The 19,521-nt window shown below is 69.4% G+C and carries 17 protein-coding genes and 1 tRNA gene; 16 read left to right on the forward strand and 2 right to left on the reverse strand.

Translation table 11 applies throughout. The features are described 5' to 3' along the window. Positions 1–196: 196 nt before the first annotated feature. From ABZS54_RS24110 to pyk, 14 genes are all read left to right on the forward strand, one after another. The gene (locus ABZS54_RS24110) at positions 197–598 is read left to right on the forward strand and encodes a CD225/dispanin family protein (protein WP_020552883.1); all 402 of its coding nucleotides are present in this window, start codon (positions 197–199) and stop codon (positions 596–598) included. Positions 599–626: 28 nt separating this feature from the next. After that, positions 627–1,058: a DUF2752 domain-containing protein gene (locus ABZS54_RS24115; RefSeq protein WP_355539691.1), complete on the forward strand. Its 432-nt coding sequence runs from the start codon at positions 627–629 to the stop codon at positions 1,056–1,058. Between the two features lie 177 nt (positions 1,059–1,235). After that, the gene (trpC, locus tag ABZS54_RS24120) at positions 1,236–2,045 is read left to right on the forward strand and encodes an indole-3-glycerol phosphate synthase TrpC (RefSeq protein WP_355539694.1); all 810 of its coding nucleotides are present in this window, start codon (positions 1,236–1,238) and stop codon (positions 2,043–2,045) included. A gap of 14 nt (positions 2,046–2,059) precedes the next feature. After that, on the forward strand, positions 2,060–2,209 hold the full coding sequence (locus tag ABZS54_RS24125) for a hypothetical protein (RefSeq protein ID WP_355539697.1): 150 nt from the start codon (positions 2,060–2,062) through the stop codon (positions 2,207–2,209). 56 nt (positions 2,210–2,265) lie between these two features. After that, complete coding sequence (gene trpB / locus ABZS54_RS24130; protein WP_355539700.1) at positions 2,266–3,486, forward strand: tryptophan synthase subunit beta; 1,221 nt, start codon at positions 2,266–2,268, stop codon at positions 3,484–3,486. After that, positions 3,483–4,298 carry a tryptophan synthase subunit alpha gene (gene trpA, locus ABZS54_RS24135; protein WP_355539703.1) on the forward strand — a complete coding sequence of 272 codons (816 nt, stop codon included), beginning with the start codon at positions 3,483–3,485 and terminating at the stop codon, positions 4,296–4,298. The genes trpB and trpA overlap by 4 nt, the downstream gene beginning before the upstream one ends. A 138-nt stretch (positions 4,299–4,436) precedes the next feature. Then, complete coding sequence (locus ABZS54_RS24140) at positions 4,437–5,249, forward strand: thioredoxin domain-containing protein (RefSeq protein WP_355539706.1); 813 nt, start codon at positions 4,437–4,439, stop codon at positions 5,247–5,249. A 117-nt stretch (positions 5,250–5,366) separates the two neighbouring features. After that, on the forward strand, positions 5,367–5,930 hold the full coding sequence (locus ABZS54_RS24145; protein ID WP_355539709.1) for a MauE/DoxX family redox-associated membrane protein: 564 nt from the start codon (positions 5,367–5,369) through the stop codon (positions 5,928–5,930). 80 nt (positions 5,931–6,010) lie between these two features. Then, on the forward strand, positions 6,011–6,823 hold the full coding sequence (locus ABZS54_RS24150) for a thioredoxin domain-containing protein (protein WP_355539712.1): 813 nt from the start codon (positions 6,011–6,013) through the stop codon (positions 6,821–6,823). Positions 6,824–6,936: 113 nt separating this feature from the next. Continuing rightward, positions 6,937–8,016 carry a prolipoprotein diacylglyceryl transferase gene (gene lgt, locus ABZS54_RS24155; protein WP_355539715.1) on the forward strand — a complete coding sequence of 360 codons (1,080 nt, stop codon included), beginning with the start codon at positions 6,937–6,939 and terminating at the stop codon, positions 8,014–8,016. Positions 8,017–8,163: 147 nt separating this feature from the next. Next, positions 8,164–8,913, forward strand: a complete 750-nt coding sequence (locus tag ABZS54_RS24160; protein WP_355539718.1) for a VIT1/CCC1 transporter family protein — start codon at positions 8,164–8,166, stop codon at positions 8,911–8,913. A 314-nt stretch (positions 8,914–9,227) separates the two neighbouring features. Next, on the forward strand, positions 9,228–13,778 hold the full coding sequence (gene gltB / locus ABZS54_RS24165) for a glutamate synthase large subunit (protein WP_355539721.1): 4,551 nt from the start codon (positions 9,228–9,230) through the stop codon (positions 13,776–13,778). Next, positions 13,771–15,231 (forward strand): glutamate synthase subunit beta, encoded by a 1,461-nt coding sequence (locus ABZS54_RS24170; protein WP_355539724.1) that lies wholly within the window; start codon positions 13,771–13,773, stop codon positions 15,229–15,231. Before gltB ends, ABZS54_RS24170 begins: the two co-directional genes overlap by 8 nt. 157 nt (positions 15,232–15,388) lie before the next feature. Beyond that, a complete protein-coding gene (pyk, locus tag ABZS54_RS24175) occupies positions 15,389–16,813 on the forward strand; it encodes a pyruvate kinase (protein WP_355539727.1) in 1,425 nt (474 codons plus the stop codon). A 49-nt stretch (positions 16,814–16,862) separates the two neighbouring features. On the opposite strand, the gene ABZS54_RS24180 is transcribed toward pyk, so the two are convergent. Together ABZS54_RS24180 and ABZS54_RS24185 are read right to left on the reverse strand one after the other, a co-directional pair. Continuing rightward, positions 16,863–16,991, reverse strand: a complete 129-nt coding sequence (locus ABZS54_RS24180) for a hypothetical protein (RefSeq protein WP_355539730.1) — start codon at positions 16,989–16,991, stop codon at positions 16,863–16,865. Between the two features lie 132 nt (positions 16,992–17,123). Beyond that, positions 17,124–17,210: transfer RNA gene (locus tag ABZS54_RS24185), tRNA-Leu, on the reverse strand. Between the two features lie 102 nt (positions 17,211–17,312). On the opposite strand from ABZS54_RS24185, the gene ABZS54_RS24190 reads away from it, so the two are divergent. Both ABZS54_RS24190 and ABZS54_RS24195 read left to right on the forward strand, forming a co-directional pair. Continuing rightward, positions 17,313–17,933: a response regulator gene (locus ABZS54_RS24190; RefSeq protein ID WP_020552869.1), complete on the forward strand. Its 621-nt coding sequence runs from the start codon at positions 17,313–17,315 to the stop codon at positions 17,931–17,933. Between the two features lie 243 nt (positions 17,934–18,176). Continuing rightward, positions 18,177–19,430, forward strand: a complete 1,254-nt coding sequence (locus tag ABZS54_RS24195) for a branched-chain amino acid ABC transporter substrate-binding protein (RefSeq protein ID WP_355539734.1) — start codon at positions 18,177–18,179, stop codon at positions 19,428–19,430. The last annotated feature ends 91 nt before the right edge of the window (positions 19,431–19,521 follow it).

Consider the following 19,521-nt stretch of genomic DNA (forward strand, 5'->3'; position numbering starts at 1 on the left):
ACTTGGCCTCAAGCGCCGGCCGGGCTACTTGGCCTCAAGCGCCGGCCGGGCTACTTGGCCTCAAGCGCCGGCCGGGCTGATTTTGGCTTCGGCGGTGGGTGGGCTGGGTTGGGTTTGCTCGGTCGGGGTTTCGGCGGGGGGTTCGGTGCTGTTCTAGGGTGGGCGTGCCGTTGGGGCGTTACGCCGAGGGGGGAATGTGGCCTACGGCTATCCGGGGGCTCCCGGTGGCGGTGAGGAACGTTCGGATCGGACCCGGGAGTGGAACGCGCCGGCCCGGCCGTTCGGGCACGCCATGCCTTACGGGCCGCCGACCACGCCACCGCCCGCCGGTCCGCCGCCCGGCCCACCGGACAACTACCTCGCGTGGGCGGTCGTGGCGACCGTCTTCTGCTGCTTCCTCGCGGGCGTGCCCGCGCTGCTCGCGGCGACCAGCGTCAACGAGCGCTGGCATCGCGGCGACGTGGCCGGTGCCCGGCTCGCCTCGCTGCGGGCTCGCAACTGGACCATCGGTACCGTTCTGCTGGGCGTGATCTTCTGGACCACCTGGATGGTCGGCGTCTTCCTCCTCGGCTGGAAAGACACGCTGGGTGACCTCTGACGGTGCTTCCCGACGGCACAATGGGCCGATGACCACCCCGGCCCGCCCCGCGTCCGGCACCGGCTTCCGGCTGCGCAATCTCGGTCTGCCCGCCGCGAGCCTGGCCCTGCTCGCCGCCGCGACCGCCTATGTGGGACTGGTCGATCCGCGCGAGAGCGGCCACTATCCGCCGTGCCCCTACCTGGTGGTGACCGGCCTGCCCTGTCCCGGCTGCGGCGGGTTGCGCTGTGTGCACGCGCTCACTCATCTCGACCTGTCCGCCGCGCTCGGCTACAACGCGCTAGCGGTCGTGCTGTTCCCGCTGATCGGCCTGTTGTGGCTGCGCTGGGCGGTGCGAACCGCGCGCGGCGAGCCGCGCCGGGGGCTGGCCGACCCCCGCGCGCTGTGGGGTCTGCTCGCGGTGGTGGTGCTCTTCTGGATCGTCCGCGACCTGCCGCTCGGTGCACCTCTCGCGCCCTGACGCACAGTGACGGCCGGCGACTTCGCCGGCCGGACCGTGCGCACGAACCCACCGTGCGACGCCGTATGCTGCCCCCACCTCTTCGGCGGTGCGGTGTGGACGGGTCTGTTCGAATCGGCCTATACCATCGAAGAGCCGGGGGAGCAGGTTCTCCGGACAAACGAGGGGATGTAGGGCGTGACGGTTCTCGACGAGATCATCGACGGTGTCAACGCCGACCTCGCCGAACGACAGGCCCGCGTATCCCTTGACGAGATCAAGGAACTCGCGGTCCAGGCGCCGGCGCCCCGCGACGCGGAGAGCATCCTGCGCGGCGACGGCATCGCCGTCATCGCCGAGGTCAAGCGCTCCAGCCCCTCCAAGGGCGCGCTCGCCGCGATCGCCGACCCGGCCGGCCTGGCCGCCGACTACGAGTCCGGCGGCGCCTCGGTGATCAGCGTGCTCACCGAGCAGCGTCGATTCGGCGGCTCGCTCGACGACCTCGACGCCGTCCGCGCCGCCGTCGACATCCCGGTCCTGCGCAAGGACTTCATGGTGACGAGCTACCAGCTGTGGGAGGCCCGCGCCCACGGCGCGGACGTGGCCCTGCTGATCGTCGCCGCCCTGGAGCAGAACGCGCTGATCTCGCTGATCGAGCGGTCCCGTTCGATCGGTCTCACCACGATCGTGGAGGTTCACGACGAGGAGGAGACCGCCCGTGCGCTCGACGCCGGAGCCACCGTGATCGGTGTCAACGCGCGCAACCTGAAGACCCTCGAGGTGGACCGCAACAACTTCGCCCGGATCGCCCCGCTGATCCCGGACTCGTGCGTGCGCATCGCCGAATCCGGCGTGCGCGGTCCGCACGACCTGATCGCGTACGCCAACAACGGCGCCGACGCCGTCCTGGTGGGCGAGTCCCTGGTCACCGGTCGCGACCCGCGCAGCTCGGTCGCCGACTTGGTCGCCGCAGGCGCCCACCCGGCGATCCGGCACGGGCGCGGCTGAGGACGCGAGCGGCGATGAGCATGGACCCGCGACTGGCCAGGGGCTGCAAGCCCCGTGGCTGCCGCGCGCCCGCCCGCCGGGCCCGGGGGCGCCGGGTGCGCTACGTGATCGGCTGCGAGCCCGGCCAGGTGCCGGGCAGCCGATGGCGCCGACACGTTTCCTGACCCACCCGTCAGCAACGTGCCGTCCGCACGGCATGCCACACCGACAAGGACCCAGCATGTCCAGCACTGCCCAACAGCCGGACCCCGCCGGCCACTTCGGCGTCTTCGGCGGGCGTTTCCTGCCCGAGGCGCTGATCGCCGCCCTCGACGAACTGACCGCCGCCTACGAGAAGGCCAAGGGCGATCCGCAGTTCCAGGCCGAGTTCGCCGGCCTGCTGCGCGACTACGCCGGGCGCCCGAGCATCATCACCGAGGCGCCCCGCTTCGCCGAACACGCCGGCGGCGCGCGGATCATCCTCAAGCGCGAGGATCTCAACCACACCGGCTCGCACAAGATCAACAACGTGCTCGGCCAGGCCATCCTGACCAAGCGCATGGGCAAGACCCGGGTGATCGCGGAGACCGGCGCCGGCCAGCACGGCGTGGCCACCGCGACCGCGTGCGCGCTGCTCGGCCTCGACTGCGTCATCTACATGGGCGAACTCGACACCCAGCGCCAGGCGCTGAACGTGGCCCGGATGCGCGTTCTGGGCGCCGAGGTGATCCCGGTGGCGATCGGCTCGCGCACCCTCAAGGACGCGATCAACGAGGCGTTGCGCGACTGGGTCGCCAACGTCGACAACACCCACTACCTGCTCGGCACCGCGGCCGGCGCGCACCCCTTCCCGGCGATGGTCCGCGACTTCGTCAAGGTCATCTCCGTGGAGGCCCGGCAGCAGGTGCTCGACCTGACCGGCCGACTGCCGGACGCGGTCTGCGCGTGCGTGGGCGGCGGCTCGAACGCGATCGGCGCCTTCCACGCGTTCATCCCGGACGAGGGCGTGCGGCTGTACGGCTTCGAGGCGGGCGGCGACGGCGTGGAGACCGGGCGGCATGCCGCCTCGATCACCGGCGGCTCGATCGGCGTCCTGCACGGCGCCCGCACCTACCTGCTCCAGGACGAATACGGGCAGACCATGGAGTCGCACTCGATCTCGGCCGGCCTGGACTACCCGGCGGTCGGGCCCGAGCACGCGTGGCTGCACCAGACCGGCCGGGCAATCTACCGGCCGATCGATGACGCCCCCGCGATGGAGGCGTTCCGGCTGCTGTGCCGCACCGAGGGCATCATCCCGGCGATCGAATCGGCGCACGCCCTGGCCGGCGCGATCGAGGTCGGGCGCGAGCTCGGCCCGGACGCGACCATCCTGGTGAACCTCTCCGGGCGCGGTGACAAGGACATGCACACCGCCGCCCAGTACTTCGATCTCCTCGACGCGGAAGCGGAGCAGTCGTGACCGGCACCGGCACCACCACCAGGCTGACCGAGGTGCTGGCCGCCGCCCGCGCCGAGAACCGCGCCGCGCTGGTCGGCTACCTCCCGGCGGGCTACCCCTCCGCCGAGGGCTCCGCCGCCGCGATGCGGGCGATGGTCGAGGGAGGGTGCGACATCATCGAGGTCGGCCTGCCTTACAGCGACCCGCAGATGGACGGCCCCGTCATCCAGCGCGCCGTCGAACACGCGCTCGCGCACGGCACCAACACCCACCACGTGATCGACAACGTGCGGGCCGTCGCCGAGACCGGCGCCGCGACGCTGGTGATGTCGTACTGGAACCCGATCGAGCGCTACGGCGTCGAGCGGTTCGCGAGCGAACTGGCCGCGGCCGGCGGCAGCGGGGTGATCACCCCCGACCTGATCCCGGACGAGGCGCACGACTGGATCGCCGCCACCGATCGGCACCACCTGGACCGGATCTTCCTGGTCGCGCTGTCCTCCTCGGACGAACGCATCGCGTACACCACCCGCCACTGCGGCGGCTTCGTGTACGCCGCGTCCGTCATGGGCGTCACCGGAGCCCGGGCCTCGGTGAGCTCCGTGGCCGGCGACCTGGTCGCGCGTACCCGCAAGACCACCGACCTGCCGGTCTGCGTCGGTCTGGGTGTCTCCACCGCCGCCCAGGCGGCCGAGGTCGCCGCCTATGCCGACGGCGTCATCGTCGGCTCCGCATTCGTGCGCGCCCTACTGGACGCGCCGAACGAACAGGCCGGCCTGGACGCCGTCCGAGCCCTGGCCGCGGACCTCGCCGAGGGTGTCCGCAAGCGCTGATGCCCGCGGAAAGCCGTCATCCCGTGTAAAAACGCGTCAAAATGTACATCGGCTCACCAGCGGCCGCCGCAGCACTCCCGCGGCGGCCGTTGGCATGTCCGCGTCATCCCGTACCGACCCCCATCGGAGGAACCTGCGTTGAGCGCCAAACCCGGGACCAACCGAACATCCGTCATCCTGGCCGTCGTCGGCGTGCTCGTGGTCGCCGTGCTGGCCGCCGTCCTGGGCGTCGTGTTCACCATCGGCCACGACGACAAGGACGACGACTCCGGCGACGCGAAGGGGTCGAAGGCGGCCAAGACCGCCATCCGCGAGATCGACCCGGCCACGCTGCCCGCCGCCGTCCAGGCCGACGGCACGATCCGGGTCGGCAGTCCCTCGGCGCCGGTCACGGTCACCGTTTTCGAGGACTTCCGCTGCCCGTTCTGCAAGCGCTTCGAGACCGGCTTCGGCCCGCTCCTGGCGGACTACGCCGACGCCGGAAAGATCAGGGTCGACTACTACATCGCCTCTTTCCTGGACGGCAAGCTCGGTGGTACCGGCTCGGTCAAGGCGGCGAACGCCGCGCGCTGCTCGGTGGACGCGGGCAAGTTCGCCGCCTACCACGCGGTGCTGTTCAAGAACCAGCCCGAGGAGTCCGAGGACGGCTACACCGCGGCCCGGCTGCTCGACCTGGCCGGTCAGGTCCCGGGCCTGCGCGGCGAGGCGTTCGACGCGTGCGTGAACACCGACGCCAACGCCGAGTGGGTGACCGCCGCCGAGAGCGCGTTCGAAAGCTCCGGAGTCTCCGCCACCCCCGGCATCGCGGTGGACGGAAAAATTCTGGACGGTGGGAACTCGGCCATGCGTTCGCCCGACAACCTTCGTGAACTGCTCGACCAGCGCCTGGAGAACCCCGGGAGTGGTAAGGCGGCTCTCGGACAGGAACCTCAGGCGCCTTCCGCCGGTTAGACAGGACATGTGCCGGTCCGGGGTGCGGGGGACCACCGGACCGGGGTCCTTGCACCTCACCCGTCGTGACGGAGGTCAGACCTTGGAAGGCAAGACGATCGAGCCGGTGGCCCAGCGGTGACCGCGACGGCCACCCCCAACGGCACCGCATCCGCCGGGGCGCTCGCGAGCCTGCGCAAGGTCGCCCCCTGGATCGGCCTCGCCGCCCGACTGGGCCTGGCCTTCGTCTGGGCGTACGCCGGCTGGGAGAAGGCGCTCGACCCCGACCAGGCCGCGTACGCGGTCCGAGGCTATGACGTGCTGCCCGACAACCTTGTCGAGCCGGTCGGCTACGCCCTGCCCTACCTGGAACTGGGCCTGGCCCTGCTCCTGGTGGTCGGGATCGGGACCCGACTGGTCGCGTCCTTGTCCGCGCTGCTCCTGCTCGTGTTCATCGCGGGCATCGCCCAGGCCTGGGCGCGCGGTCTGGCGATCGACTGCGGCTGCTTCGGCGGCGGCGGTCCGGTCGAGCCGGACAAGACCGCCTACCTCGAGGAGATCCTGCGGGACTGCGGCTTCATGCTGCTCGCGATCTGGCTGATCGTCTTCCCGCGAACCCGCCTGTCCGCGGACGCGTGGCTCTTCCCCGAGGAGCCGCCGCACGACCGGGACGAGGACGACGAGGCGGACGACGAGGACTAGCGGGACAACGACGCGGACGAGTACCGCGGGGACGCGAACCGTAACCCCGGAACCCGGGAACCGAAAGGCCCTGAGATCACGTGAGCTCGAAGAATTCCGAAGGCAAGCGCACCGCGCGCGAGCGGATGGCCCAGGAGCGCGCGCGCCAACAGGCGCTCGACAAGCGCCGGCGCGTGATGGTCATCGCCGGTGCGGTGGTGGCAGTCCTCGCGGTGGTCGCCATCATCGGCGTGGTCGTCGGCATGTCCAAGACCAATAAAAAGAAGGGCCCCTGGAAGGACGCGCTCGCCAAGCCGTTCAGCGCCCCCGCGAACCTGTCCGCGGACGGTCTGGGCGTTTCCGTCGGCAGCAACCCGAACGCCCCCTCGTTGATCATGTACGAGGACTTCCGCTGCCCGATCTGCCACGAGGTGGAGAAGACTCTCGGCCCCACCCTGCGGCAGATGGCCGACGCCGGCACCATCAAGATCGACTACCACATCGCGTCGTTCCTGGACGGCAAGCTCGGTGGCAACGGCTCCAAGTACGCGGCCAACGCCGCCGGCTGCGCACAGAACGCGGGCAAGTTCGCGCAGTACCACGACACGCTCTTCGCGAACCAGCCGGACGAGTTGGACGACAAGTTCGCCAGTCGGGCCTACCTGCTCGACCTCGCGGGCAAGGTGGACGGCCTGCGCTCGCCGGCCTTCGACAGCTGCGTCAACGACCTGAGCGTGGCCGGTTGGGTCAACAAGGTCGAGGACGCGTTCCAGAACGCCAAGATCGGCGACACCCCGGTCACCGGCACGCCGACCGCGGGCATCAACGGCAAGACCATCGACCTGATCGTCAAGGGCCGCGGTCTGGCCACCCCCGAAGAGGTCCGCGCGCAGATCCTCGCTGCGATCAAGTAGTCACCCTCTGCTCCGCGCGGTACGGGCGCGGCACCGATTCCCCGGTGCCGCGCCCGTTCGTCGATGCCCGCCGGCACACGTTCGCCTCCGCACCCGGTAGCGTCGTACCCGCCATGGACCTCGCATTCATTCCCAGCCCCTCGCGCGGACAGATCGACCTCGGTCCGATCCCGCTGCGTGGCTACGCGCTGTGCATCATCCTCGGTGTCGTCCTCGCGATCTGGCTCGGCGAGCGCCGCTGGGTCGCCCGAGGCGGTCGCGCCGGCACGGTCGGCGACATCGCCGTGTGGATGGTGCCCTTCGGCCTCGTCGGAGGCCGCCTCTACCACGTCATCACCACGCCGGGGCCGTACTTCGGCGACGGCGGCGACCCCATGCAGGCGTTCGCCGTCTGGAAGGGCGGCCTCGGCATCTGGGGCGCGATCGCGCTCGGCGCGGTGGGTGCCTGGATCGGCTGCCGGCGTCGGGGCATCCCGCTGCCCGCGCTGGCCGACGCGCTCGCCCCGGGCATCGTGCTCGCCCAGGCCGTGGGCCGCTGGGGCAACTGGTTCAACCAGGAGCTCTACGGCCGCGAGACCGACGTGCCGTGGGCGGTCAAGATCGACGGCGACCACAACGTGATCGACCCCGGTCAGGCCGGCACCTTCCACCCGACGTTCCTGTACGAGTCGCTGTGGTGCATCGGCGTCGCGGCCCTGGTGATCTGGGCCGACCGCCGGTTCAAGCTGGGCCACGGCCGGGCTTTCGCGCTCTACGTCGCGGGCTACACGGTGGGCCGGTTCTGGATCGAGTACATGCGCGTCGACGACGCCGAACACGTGCTGGGCATGCGGCTGAACAACTGGACCGCGATCGTCGTGTTCGCCGGCGCGATCGCCTACATGTGGATCTCGGCGCGCAAGCACCCCGGCCGCGAGGACCCGGCCACGCTGCGCGGCCACGACGAGGAGTCGGACGACGCGGACGAGTCGGACGACGCCGACGAGCCGGCCGCAGCGGTGAACGCGAAGGCGACGCCGGACCCGGAGGGCGCGAAGAGCGCGAAGGATTCGACGGACGCCGACGCCGACGTGAATGCGAATGCGAACGCGGATGCGGATGCGGATGCGGACCGCGACGCGGACGAGCCCGCAGCCGACGCCGACGTCGAGCGCATCCCCTCGGCCGCGCGCAAGCCCGCCGACAAGGGCTGACCCCCACCACATCGGAGGCTGCCCCGAACCCGCCGACCGCGGGTTCGGGGCAGCCTCCTCGGGTTCGGACAGCCTTTCCTGGCCGGCGGCATGTCGGGCCAAAACGGTAGCGTCCAGGTCCCAGCGTGACGAGAGGGCCGAACAACCGTGAAGACCACCGATATAGCCGCCGAGGTCCCCGACGCAGCCCCGGCGCTCGGGCACCAGGACGGCATCGACCACACCCACCGCGACATCGGCGGTGGCTGGCTGCGCCCGGCCGTGTTCGGTGCGATGGACGGGCTGGTCTCCAACTTCGCGCTGATCGCCGGCATCGTCGGCAGCGACGCCACGCCCAAGACCGTCGTGGTCACCGGCCTGGCCGGCCTGGCCGGCGGCGCCTTCTCGATGGCGGCGGGGGAGTACACCTCGGTCGCCTCGCAGGCCGAGCTGGCCCGCGCCGAGGTCGAGGTGGAGCGCCGCGAACTGTGCCGCAGCCCCGAGGCCGAGCAGCGCGAACTCGCCGAGCTCTACATCGCCCGCGGTCTGGACGAGGACCTCGCCGTCGAGGTGGCCCGCCAACTCTCCCGCGACCCCGAACTGGCCCTGGAGATCCACGCCCGCGAGGAGCTCGGCGTCGACCCGCACGACCTGCCCTCGCCGTGGCTCGCCGCCGGCTCCTCGTTCGCCTTCTTCGCGATCGGCGCGCTGCTCCCGCTGCTGCCCTACCTGCTCGGCGCCGCCACGCTGGCACCCGCCCTGGTGCTGACCGCGCTCGGCCTGTTCGGCGCCGGCGCCGCGGTCTCGCGGGTGACCGCCCGACCGTGGTGGTTCAGCGGCACCCGTCAGTTGGTCCTCGGCGCCGCCGCGGGTGGGCTGACCTACCTGCTCGGTCTGCTGATCGGTCAACAGGTGTGATGGGTGAGGCATACGTAACACGGCCGTAGCACGGCGTGTCGACCCGGAAACGATCGATTCCCACGGGTCGGACAGCCCGTTTCGGTACCGGGATGGTCGGGAATGAGCCAGCTGATATGCCGAGGCGACCGGCGCGACGCAGCGTCCGCGAGCACGGCCGGTTCACCCTGATGACCGCATGGTGAGACGGGTTTGTCCCGGGTTCCGGATACACGTACTGATCGTGTAACCTGCACGAAATCGCAGAGGGCCAACGTCGTCCCTGTTGCGCACCACACGCCACGACGACGACGGGAGCGCCCATGCCTCCTGCCATGCCCGCAACTCCGGGCCCCCTCTTCTCCGCGCTTCCCGCGGCACAGGGGTTGTACGACCCCCGTAACGAGCACGATGCCTGTGGTGTCGGATTCGTGGCCACGCTCACCGGCGAGCCCAGCCACGACATCGTCGACCAGGCCCTGACCGTCCTGCGGAACATGGAGCACCGGGGCGCCACCGGCGCCGAGGCCGACACCGGCGACGGCGCGGGCATCCTGATCCAGGTCCCGGACGCCTTCCTGCGCGAGAGCGTCGGCTTCGAGCTGCCCGAAGCCGGCGGCTACGCGGTCGGCATCGCCTTCCTGCCCGACGACGACGTACACGCCGGCCGCGCCAAGTCCTCCATCGAGCGGATCGCCGCCGAGGAGAACCTGCGGGTGCTCGGCTGGCGCGACGTCCCCACCACGCCCGGCCTGGTCGGCTCGATGGCCGCCGAGACGATGCCGCGCTTCGCGCAGCTGTTCGTGGCCGGCGTCGACGACACGGTCACCGGGATCACCCTCGACCGGCTCGCCTTCGCGCTGCGCAAGCGCGCCGAACGCGAGGTCGAGGTCTACTTCGCCTCGCTGTCCGCGCGCACCCTCGTCTACAAGGGCATGCTCACCACCGGACAGCTGGAGCCGTTCTTTCCGGACCTGTCCGACCGGCGCCTGGCGTCCGCGATCGGTCTCGTGCACTCGCGGTTCTCCACCAACACCTTCCCGGCCTGGCCGCTCGCCCACCCGTACCGCTTCATCGCGCACAACGGCGAGATCAACACCGTCAAGGGCAACCGCAACTGGATGGCCGCGCGCGAGTCGATGCTCGCCACCGACCTGATCCCCGGCGACCTGAGCCGGCTGTACCCGATCTGCACGCCCGAAGCGTCCGACTCGGCGTCCTTCGACGAGGTCCTGGAACTGCTCCACCTGGGCGGTCGGCCGCTGCCGCACGCCGTGCTGATGATGATCCCCGAGGCGTGGGAGAACCACGCCACGATGGACGCCGCCCGGCGCGCGTTCTACAAGTTCCACGCCACCGTGATGGAGCCGTGGGACGGACCGGCCTGCGTCACCTTCACCGACGGCACCCTGATCGGCGCGGTCCTGGACCGCAACGGTCTGCGGCCCTCGCGCTACTGGGTCACCGACGACGGCTTGGTCGTGCTCTCCTCCGAGGTCGGCGTCCTGGACATCGACCCCGCCAGGATCGTGCGCAAGGGGCGGCTCCAGCCCGGCCGGATGTTCCTGGTGGACACCCAGGCCCGGCGGATCGTCGAGGACGACGAGATCAAGACCGCGCTCGCCGCCGAACACCCTTACCAGGAATGGCTGCACGCGGGCCTGATCAACCTGGAGGACCTGCCCGAGCGCGAGCACGTCGTGCACACGCACGCCTCCGTCTCGCGCCGCCAGCAGACCTTCGGCTACACCGAGGAAGAACTGCGCGTCATCCTGGCGCCGATGGCCCGGGCCGGCGGCGAACCGCTCGGCTCGATGGGCACCGACAGCCCGATCGCCGCGCTCTCGGCCAAGCCCCGACTGCTCTTCGACTACTTCGTCCAGCTCTTCGCGCAGGTCACCAACCCGCCGCTGGACGCGATCCGGGAAGAACTGGTCACCTCGCTCGGCAGCTTCGTCGGCCCCGAGGGCAACCTGCTCGACGCCCAGCCCGCCGACTGCCGCAACGTCGTGTTGCCCTTCCCGGTGCTGGACAACGACGAGCTCGCCAAGCTGATCCACATCAACCTCGACGGCGACCAGCCGGGCCTGAAGGCCGTCACCATCTCCGGGCTCTACCCGGTCGACGGCGGCGGCGCCGCGCTGGCCAAGCGACTCGAGGAGATCCGCGCCGAGACCACCGGCGCGATCGCCGACGGCGCCCGCATCGTGGTCCTTTCCGACCGCCATTCGGACGCCGAGCACGCGGCGATCCCCTCGCTGCTGCTCACCTCCGCCGTGCACCACCACTTGATCCGGACCAAGACCCGCACCCAGGTCGGCCTGATCGTCGAGGCCGGCGACGTGCGCGAGGTGCACCACGTCGCGCTCCTGATCGGCTACGGCGCGGCCGCCGTCAACCCCTACCTCGCGATGGAATCCGTCGAGGACCTGGTCCGCGACGGCGTCTTCCTCACCGACATCGCGCCCGAGCAGGCCATTCGCAACCTGATCAAGGCACTGGGCAAGGGCGTGCTGAAGGTGATGTCCAAGATGGGCATCTCCACCGTCGCCTCCTACCGCGGCGCCCAGGTCTTCGAGGCCGTCGGCCTCGCCGAGGACTTCGTCGCCGAATACTTCACCGGCACCACCAGCAAGCTCGGCGGCATCGGCCTGGACGTCGTCGCGGAAGAGGTCGCCCGCCGGCACGCCAAGGCGTACCCGCCCACCGGCATCGCGCCCTCGCACCGCCGGCTGGAGATAGGGGGCGAGTACCAGTGGCGCCGCGAGGGTGAACCGCACCTGTTCGACCCCGAGACGGTCTTCCGGCTCCAGCACTCCACCCGGACCCGCCGCTACGACATCTTCAAGAAGTACACCGAGCGCGTGGACGAGCAGTCCAAGCGGCTGATGACCCTGCGCGGCCTGTTCGCGTTCAGGACGGGCGTGCGCGAGTCGATCCCCATCGACGAGGTCGAGCCGGTCTCCGAGATCGTCAAGCGCTTCTCCACCGGCGCGATGTCCTACGGCTCCATCTCGATGGAGGCGCACCAGACGCTGGCCATCGCGATGAACCGGCTCGGCGGCAAGTCCAACACCGGCGAGGGCGGCGAGGATCCCGAGCGGCTGTACGACCCCGAGCGGCGCTCGGCGATCAAGCAGGTCGCCTCCGGCCGTTTCGGCGTCACCAGCGAATACCTGGTCAACGCGGACGACATCCAGATCAAGATGGCCCAGGGCGCCAAGCCCGGCGAGGGCGGCCAACTGCCCGGCCACAAGGTCTACCCGTGGGTCGCCCGCACCCGACACTCCACCCCCGGCGTCGGCCTCATCTCGCCGCCGCCGCACCACGACATCTACTCGATCGAAGACCTCGCCCAGCTCATCCACGACCTCAAGAACGCCAACCCGGCGGCTCGGGTGCACGTGAAGCTGGTCGCCGAGGTCGGCGTCGGCACGGTCGCGGCGGGCGTCTCCAAGGCGCACGCCGACGTGGTGCTCATCTCCGGCCACGACGGCGGCACCGGCGCCTCGCCGCTCACCTCGCTCAAGCACGCGGGCGGCCCCTGGGAGCTCGGCCTCGCCGAGACCCAGCAGACGCTGCTGCTCAACGGCCTGCGCGACCGCATCGTGGTGCAGACCGACGGCCAGCTCAAGACCGGCCGGGACGTCCTGGTCGCGGCCCTGCTGGGCGCCGAGGAGTACGGCTTCGCCACCGCGCCGCTCGTGGTCTCCGGCTGCGTGATGATGCGGGTCTGCCACCTCGACACCTGCCCCGTCGGCGTCGCCACACAGAACCCCGTGCTGCGCGAGCGGTACAACGGCCAGGCCGACCACGTGGTCAACTTCTTCGAGTTCATCGCCGAAGAGGTCCGCGAACTGCTCGCCGAACTGGGCTTTCGCACCCTGGAAGAGGCCGTCGGCCACGCCGAACTCCTGGACACCGGCGCGGCGATCAGGCACTGGAAGACCGAGGGCCTCGACCTCGCGCCGCTGTTCCACGTGCCCGCGCTCGCCGAGGGCGCGGCCCTGCACCACACCAGCGCGCAGGACCACGGACTGGCCAAGGCACTGGACAACCAGCTCATCCAACTCAGCGCCGACGCCCTCGAAAACGGGGAAAAGGTCGTCATAAACCTCCCGGTGCAGAACATCAACCGCACCGTCGGCACGATGCTCGGCCACGAGGTCACCAAGCGCTACCGCGGCGCGGGCCTGCCCGACGACACCATCGACATCACCCTGACCGGCTCCGCCGGCCAGTCGTTCGGCGCATTCGTGCCCAAGGGCATCACCCTGCGGCTCGAAGGCGACGGCAACGACTACGTCGGCAAGGGCCTGTCCGGCGGCCGCATCACCGTGCGCCCGCACCGCTCCGCGCCCTTCGCCGCCGAGGACAACATCATCGCCGGCAACGTGATCGGCTACGGCGCCACCGGCGGCGAGATCTACCTGCGCGGTGTCGTCGGCGAACGCTTCTGCGTGCGCAACTCCGGCGCCACCGCAGTCGTCGAGGGCGTGGGCGACCACGGCTGCGAGTACATGACCGGCGGCCGGGCAGTGGTGCTCGGTCGTACCGGCCGCAACTTCGCCGCCGGCATGTCGGGCGGCGTCGCGTACCTGCTCGACGCGGACTCGAACAACATCAACACCGAACTCGTCGGCGTCGAGGAACTCGATGCCGACGACAGCGCCGAACTGCACGACGTTGTGCGCCGGCACCACGAGGAGACCGGCTCGGCCGTCGCCGAAGCCCTGCTCTCCGACTGGGACGCCGCCTCCCGGCGCTTCACCAAGATCCTGCCCAGGGACTACAAGGCAGTGCTCGCCGCCAAGGACGCCGCCGAGCGAGCCGGTCTCACCGAGACCGAGATCGTCCAGAAGATGATGGAGGCGGTTCATGGCTGACCCGAAGGGCTTTTTGACCACGCCCCAAGAGCTCGGCAAGCGTCGCCCCGTCGACGTGCGCATCCGGGACTGGAAGGAGGTGTACGAGGAGCGCACGCTGCTCCCGATCATCACCGAACAGGCCGGCCGCTGCATGGACTGCGGCATCCCGTTCTGCCACAACGGCTGCCCGCTGGGGAACATCATCCCCGAGTGGAACGACCTGGTCTGGCGCGACGACTGGCAGGCCGCGAGCGAACGACTGCACGCGACCAACAACTTCCCGGAGTTCACCGGCCGGCTGTGCCCCGCGCCGTGCGAGGCCGCGTGCGTGCTCGGCATCAACCAGGCGCCGGTCACCATCAAGAACGTCGAGGTCTCGATCATCGACCGGGCCTGGGACGACAACAACGTCGCCCCACAGCCGCCCGACCGGCTCTCCGGCAAGACCGTCGCGGTGATCGGCTCCGGCCCGGCCGGCCTCGCTGTCGCCCAGCAGCTCACCCGGGCCGGCCACACGGTCGCCGTGTACGAGCGGGCGGACCGGATCGGCGGACTGCTGCGCTACGGCATCCCCGAGTTCAAGATGGAGAAGCGGCACATCAACCGGCGCATCGAGCAGATGCGCGCCGAAGGCACCAAGTTCTACACCGGCATGCAGATCGGCACCGACCTGGACGCGGCCAAGCTGCGCCGGCGCTACGACTCGGTGGTGATCGCCGCCGGCGCCACCGCCGCGCGCGACCTGCCGATCCCCGGGCGCGAGTTCGGCGGCGTCCACCAGGCGATGGAATACCTGCCCTTCGCCAACAAGGTGCAGGAGGGCGACCTGGTCGCTTCGCCGATCGACGTGGCCGGCAAGCACGTGGTGATCATCGGCGGCGGCGACACCGGCGCGGACTGCCTGGGTACCGCGCACCGCCAGGGCGCGGCCTCGGTCACCCAGCTGGAGATCATGCCCCGGCCCACCGAGGAGCGGCCCACTGCGCAACCGTGGCCGACGTACCCGATGACCTACCGGGTGGCCAGCGCGCACGAGGAGGGTGGCGAGCGTGTGTACGCGGTCAACACCCAGGAATTCGTGGGCGGCGAGGACGGCCGGGTCAAGGCGCTCAAGCTGGTCGAGGTCGTGTTCGAGAACGGCCGCTTCGTGCCGGTGGCCGGCACCGAGCGGGAAATCCCGGCGGACTTCGTGTTCCTGGCGATGGGCTTCACCGGGACCGACCGCTCCAACGGGCTGGTCGAGCAGCTCGGGCTGGCCCTGGACGAGCGCGGCAACGTGGCCCGGGACGAGGCGTTCGCGACGAACGTGGACGGCGTGTTCGTGGCCGGCGACGCCGGGCGCGGGCAGTCGTTGATCGTCTGGGCGATCGCCGAGGGCCGCTCGTGCGCGGCTGCGGTGGACGGGTGGTTGACCGGCGAGACCAACCTGCCGTCACCGATCCGGCCCACCGATCGGCCGCTCACCGTGTGACGCGGAGTGACCGGCCGGATCGGGATTGAATATGTGACGAAAGTCGCGTGAACGGGAAAGGGCGCCGCCGTTGCGGCGCCCTTTCCGCATGCCGGAAAAGCGCCATATACCGGACGCGGGTACGGCTTACTCGGCGGTAGGAACTAGGCTCTTGACCATGCGTCGAGCCAAAATTGTCTGCACCCTGGGTCCTGCAACCAATTCGTATGAACAGATCCGCACGCTGGTCGACGCAGGCATGGATGTAGCCCGCTTCAACCTCAGCCACGGCGCCTACGCCGAGCACGAGGAGCGTTACCACCGCGTCCGTCGGGCATCCGACGAATCCGGTCGCAGCGTCGGCATCCTCGTCGACCTCCAAGGCCCCAAGATCCGCCTGGAGACCTTCGCCGAAGGCCCCGTGCTCCTGGAGCGCGGCGACGAGTTCACGATCACGACCGAGGACGTCCCCGGCGACAAGCACGAGGTCGGCACCACCTACAAGGGGCTGACCGCCGACGTCACCAAGGGCGAGCGGATCCTCATCGACGACGGCCGGGTCACCCTGGAGGTCGTCGACGTCGAGGGCCCGCGCGTGCACACGATCGTCATCGAGGGCGGGATGGTCTCCGACCACAAGGGGCTCAACCTCCCCGGCGTGGCCGTGAGCGTTCCCGCACTGTCCGAGAAGGACATCGAGGACCTCAAGTGGGGCCTCGCCCTCGGCGCCGACATGATCGCGCTGTCCTTCGTGCGTGCCGCGAAGGACATCGAGGACGTCCACAAGATCATGGACGAGGTCGGTGTCCGGCTCCCGGTGATCGCGAAGATCGAGAAGCCGCAGGCGGTGGACAACCTCGAGGAGATCGTCCACGCCTTCGACGCCATCATGGTCGCCCGCGGCGACCTGGGCGTCGAGATGCCGCTGGAGGCCGTGCCGATCGTGCAAAAGCGCGCGATCACGCTGGCCCGGGCCAACGCCAAGCCCGTCATCGTCGCCACCCAGATGCTCGACTCGATGATCAGCGCCTCGCGCCCCACCCGGGCGGAGGCGTCGGACGTCGCCAACGCCGTCCTGGACGGCGCGGACGCGGTCATGTTGTCGGGCGAGACCTCGGTCGGCAAGTATCCGATCGAGACCGTCAAGACCATGGCGCGGATCGTGGTCGCGGCCGAGGACTCCTCCGCGATGCGGGAGGAGATCCGCGGTCTGGCCGGACCGCGCACGCAGGGCGGGGTGATCGCGAAGGCCGCGATCGAGATCGCCGAGCGCCTGGACGCCAAGTACCTGGTGGCGTTCACCCAGAGCGGTGACACGGGCCGCCGGTTGTCCCGGTACCGCTCGATGATCCCGATGCTCGCCTTCACCCCCGAGCCGTCGGTGCGCAGCCGTCTGGCGCTCACCTGGGGCCTGGAGACCTTCCTCGGGCCGCTGTGCAGCCACACCGACGAGATGGTTCGTCAGGTGGACGCGGCGCTGCTCGCGATCGGCCGCTGCAAGAAGGGCGACCTGGTCGTGATCACGGCCGGCTCCCCGCCCGGTGTGCCCGGGTCGACCAACCTGATCCGGCTGCACCACATAGGAGATCTGCCTTCCGAGTGACACCCGGTCGCCATGCCGACGGCCCGTCATCCTTTCGGGTGGCGGGCCGTCAGTATTTGGGGCCGATGTGCTGGTCCATGAGAGCGACGGAGGCCCGACGAGCGACGGAGAAGAGGTTCGGCCTGGCGTATTTCCACTCGACCACGAGTTGGTCCAGTGTGGTCGTGAGGATGCGCATGATGTCCGCGGACCCGGTCGATGGCCCGGCGGCGCAGATCCGAATCAGTCAGGGATCCACGGTGGGCAACTGATATTCACTGGTCCAGGTGTTCGAGTTGATGTCACTCGAACGTGTGCTCTTCAAAAGTGCTGGTGCCGGGTGCGGGATTCGAACCCGCACGCCCTTTCGGGCAAAAGATTTTGAGTCTTCCGCGTCTGCCTGCTCCGCCAACCCGGCTGGTCAGGGGGCGGACGCATGCGACCCAACCCCTGCACGAAGAACACCATACCGCCTCTCGGTACTCTCGTGTGCGCACCATTTCCCTGATCGAGGAGCGACGTGACCGCAGCCACGCAGCCGCCCGCCGCATCGCAGGACAGCCAGCGCGCCCGTGTCGTCATCGCCGAGGACGAGGCGCTGATCCGGCTCGATCTGAAAGAGATGTTGGAGGAAGAGGGTTACCACGTCGTCGGCGAGGCCGGAGACGGGCAGCGGGCCGTGGAGTTGGTTCACGAGTGTCGGCCCGACCTGGTCATCCTCGACGTCAAGATGCCGATACTGGACGGGATTTCGGCTGCGGAGCAGATCGCCCAGGCGCGGCTGGCGCCGGTGCTGATGTTGACCGCGTTCTCCCAGCGCGAGCTGGTCGAGCGCGCCCGGGACGCCGGTGCGATGGCGTACCTGGTCAAGCCGTTCACCAAGGGCGACCTCGTCCCGGCGATCGAGATGGCCGTCTCGCGGTACACCGAACTGGCCGCCCTGGAGCGTGAGGTCGGCGACCTCACCCAACGGCTGGAGACGCGCAAGCTGGTGGACCGGGCCAAGAGCGTACTTCAGGAGAAGTACGGCATGTCCGAGCCCGAGGCGTTCCGCTGGATCCAGAAGGCCTCGATGGATCGCCGGATGTCGATGCGCACCGTGGCCGAGGTGGTCGTGTCCGGGGGCGACGTCGCCGACTGACCCAGCCGTACCCATACTCCAATGAACCCGTCCGGTTGCTGACAAACCGGACGGGTTCATTGTTTTTCGGGCACCCGATGATCATATTTGATCACTTTGGATCGTAACAATTCGTTTCCAGTTTCTTTTGGATTACATCTGGTTACGGGCGCATCACATCTCGGTCGGCGGACTGCCGCTGCCCTTCCGGCCGGACTACATTCCGGGCACCGCATGTTCATCGCGGTTTGTGAAGGCGCCCCGATGCGGGCTCCGAACTTTTTCTACAAGGGGTTGGGGTTTGCTGTGCTCAAGCGACGCGTGATCAAAATCGCGCTGCCCATCGCGGCAGCGGCACTCGTGCTTTCCGCGTGCGGCAGTGACGATGACGATGACAAGAAGAAGGACGGTGGCAGCTCCGCTCCCGCCGGCGGCGGTAACAAGCCGACCTGGACCATAGGTTTCCAAGCGGGGCTCTCGGGGGAGAATGCCCAGCTTGGCATCAACGAAGAGAACGGCGCTCGGCTCGCTGTCGAGCAGGCCAACGCGAAGGGCGATCTTCCCTTCACGCTCAAGTTCAAGACCTCGGACGACGAGGCGTCGGAGACCAAATCCGTCTCCGCGGCGCAGAAGCTGATCGACGACAGCAATGTTGTTGCCGTTATCGGCCCCGCCTTCTCCGGCCCCACCAAGGCCGCATCGCCGAACTACGCCAAGGCGAAGCTCGCCACGGTGTCTCCCTCGGCGACCAACCCGTCCCTGACGAGCGCGGGCAACAATTTCACCGCGTTCTTGCGTGGTACGCCGAACGACAATGCCCAGGGCAGCGGGATGGCGAAGTACCTGTCGAAGAAGCTCCAGGCCAAGAAGGTCTTCGTCGTCGACGACAAGACCGAGTACGGCGTGGGCCTGTCGAAGGTCGCCAAGGACGAGCTGACCAAGGCCGGCGTCCAGGTCGTCTCGGACAGCGTGCCGAAGGCGACCCCGGACTACGGTCCGATCTCCACGAAGATCAAGAACTCCGGCGCGGACGCCATGATCTACGCGGGCTACTACCAGGACGGCGCGCCGTTCGCCAAGAAGCTCAAGGAAGCCGGCTTCACCGGCCCCAAGTTCTCCGGTGACGGCACCAACGACTCGCAGTTCGTCTCGCTTGCCGGGGACGCCTCGAACGACTGGTACCTGACCTGCCCGTGCTCCGACGCGAACGTCGAGGCGGCCACGAAGCAGTTCACCGAGGACTACAAGAAGCGCTTCAACACGAACCCGAGTACCTACTCGGCGGAGTCGTTCGACATCGCCAACCTGGTGGTCGAGCAGATGAAGTCCTTCGGCGCGGACAAGATCACCCGCGAGGCGATGCTCACCAAGCTCAAGAGTGCCTCGTACAAGGGTCTGACCAAGTCGTTCAAGTTCCAGCCGAACGGCGAATTCGACGGCGCGACCACCTTCATCTACCAGGTGAAGGGCGGCAAGATCGGCTACATGGGCGACATCGACCAGCTCGTGGGCGGCTGACCCGTTAATCGGGGCGGCACAACCTGACGATCGGGCCCGGGTCTTCCCGGAGTTTTCGGGAAGACCCGGGCCCGTCCGGTTTTCTTGAGGA

It is taken from the genome of Embleya sp. NPDC005575 (assembly GCF_040605455.1).
In the GTDB taxonomy this organism is placed as follows: Bacteria; Actinomycetota; Actinomycetes; order Streptomycetales; family Streptomycetaceae; genus Embleya.